Genomic DNA, 2252 nt, shown 5'->3' with positions numbered 1-2252 from the left:
CATCCATTGTCAGTTCCGGTGGGTTCCATGAAAAGGGGCCGCTTGGTAGCGGCCCGATGTGCCTGCCGGGGGCGGCGACTTACTTTGTGGTGTCGATCTTCTCGGCCGGCGCCTTGTGTCCCTTGCGCTCATCCTTGACCGGGGCGCTGTTCTTGCTTTCTTCGTTGCGCACTTCCGGCTTGGCGTTGGAGACCTTCACCGGCAAGCCCTTGAGGTGATTCAGGGCCTGGATCAGCTGGAAGTCATCCTTGCTGCCGAAGTCCATGGGCTTGCGCTTCTTCTCGGCGGCGATCAGGCGCTCTTCGGACTGTTCGTCCATCGATTGCGCCTTGACCTCGGCGGACTTGTCGGTATCGTTGGTCAGGTGCTTGGAAAGATCGGCTTCACGCAGACGCAGGCCGTTCAAGCCATCGCCGTCCGGGTATTCGTCCACCATGATGTCCGGCACGATGCCCCGCGCCTGGATGGAACGGCCCTTGGGCGTGTAGTAGCGGGCGGTGGTCAGCTTGACGGCGGTGTTCTTTTCCGGCGGCAGCGCGATCACCGATTGCACCGAACCCTTGCCAAAGGATTGCGTGCCCATGATGGTGGCGCGCTTGTAATCCTGCAGGGCGCCGGCCACGATTTCGGAAGCCGAGGCCGAGCCGCTGTTGATCAGGACCACCATCGGTACCTTCTTGATGGCATCCGGCAGGCGCGACAGCGGGTCCGACAGCGGGTTGGAGGCGTAGTACTCACGCTTGGCGTAGAAGGTCTGCTTGGAGCTGGGGAGCTGGCCATTGGTGGAGACCACCACCGAATCCTTGGGCAGGAAGGCCGCAGCCACGCCGATGGCGCCCGGCAGCACGCCGCCCGGGTCATTGCGCAGGTCCAGCACGATGCCCTTCAGGTTGGGTTCCTGGGCGTAGATGGCGGCCAGCTTCTTGGACATGTCGTCCACCGTCGGTTCCTGGAACTGGGTCACGCGCAGCCAGGCGTAGCCGGGCTCGACCACCTTGGACTTGACGCTCTGGACGCGGATCTCCTGGCGGGTGATGGTCAGCACGATGGGCTTGTCTTCATCCTTGCGGGCGATCGTCAGGGTGATCTTGGTATTGGGTTCGCCGCGCATCTTCTTGACGGCTTCATCCAGCGTCAGGCCCTTGACCGGGGTGCTGTCCAGGCGGGTGATCAGGTCACCGGCCTTGATCCCGGCGCGGAAGGCTGGTGAATCCTCGATGGGGGAGATGACCTTGACGTAGCCATCTTCCATGCCGACCTCGATGCCCAGGCCCACGAACTTGCCCATGGTGCCTTCGCGCAGTTCCTTGTAGGCCTTCTTGTCCAGATAGGCGGAGTGCGGGTCGAGCGAGGCGACCATGCCGGAAATGGCTTCGGTCAGCAGCTTCCTGTCGTCGACAGGCTCCACGTAATCCGACTTGATGAGACCGAAGACGTCGGCCATCTGCCGCAGCTCCTCCAGGGGCAGCGACGCCGTTGCATTCTTTTGCGCGATGGCGTCGAACTGAATCATCGCGGTGGCGCCTGCCACCATGCCCAAACCGATCAAACCGATATTCTTGAGTTTGCTGCCCATGTGTCACCTAGAAGTTACCCACCCCAGTGGGTCGAATGCGCGGCCTTGATACCGCATTTCAAAGTATAAACCCGATTGCTCGTTGCCGCCGCTGTTGCCTGCGGTGGCGATGGTTTCACCTGCCTTGACCAGATCACCGGCGCGTTTCAACACCGACTGGTTATTGCCATAAATGGTCATGTACTGGTTGCCGTGGTCGACGATGATCAGGTTGCCGAAACCACGCAACCAATCCGCAAAGACCACCCGACCGGCGGCCACCGCCCGTACTTCCGAACCTTCCTGGGCGCGGATGAACAGGCCTCGGCTGGTCGGTCCGTCACCGCGCCGGCTGCCGAACTTGGAGACCAGCTCGCCCTTGACCGGCAAGTGCAGTTGCCCGCGCAGGCTGGCGAAAGGCTTGCCGAAGTTATCCGACGGTTCGGGCAGAGTGTCGTTGCGACCCAGGGAGGCACTTTGCGGCGGTTCGTCATCGTCGATGGCGTCGGCTGGATCGGGCGTCTTGGGCGCCGGCTTGCCTTCCTTTGGCGCCTTGGGCGCTTCGGCAGCGCGCTTTTCGGCGCGCGCCCGCTGTTCAGCCAGACGCTTCTCGCGTTTCGGCTTGGCTTTGGCAATTGTTCCTGGNCGCGCTTCTCGCGGGCCTCGGCTTCGGCCTTTTCTGCTGCTCGATGATCTG

The 2252-nt window shown here is 62.4% G+C and carries 1 protein-coding gene and 1 pseudogene; both read right to left on the bottom strand.

What is annotated here, in order from left to right:
- Window positions 1–79: 79 nt before the first annotated feature.
- Window positions 80–1576, bottom strand: a complete 1497-nt coding sequence (locus tag I5W_RS13595) for a S41 family peptidase (protein WP_044529631.1) — start codon at window positions 1574–1576, stop codon at window positions 80–82.
- Window positions 1577–1579: 3 nt separating this feature from the next.
- Window positions 1580–2252 (bottom strand): annotated as a pseudogene (locus tag I5W_RS13590) (murein hydrolase activator EnvC family protein); the annotation flags it as partial.

Origin of the sequence: Herbaspirillum sp. B65, assembly GCF_000333555.1 — a bacterium.
Taxonomy (GTDB): Bacteria; Pseudomonadota; Gammaproteobacteria; order Burkholderiales; family Burkholderiaceae_D; genus Herbaspirillum; species Herbaspirillum rubrisubalbicans.
This window is presented reverse-complemented; position numbering and strand designations above follow the sequence as displayed.

Excerpts from the sequence above, each read along its gene's own strand:
- I5W_RS13595 (WP_044529631.1), bottom strand. The coding sequence starts at position 1,576 with ATGGGCAGCAAACTCAAGAATATCGGTTTGATCGGTTTGGGCATGGTG.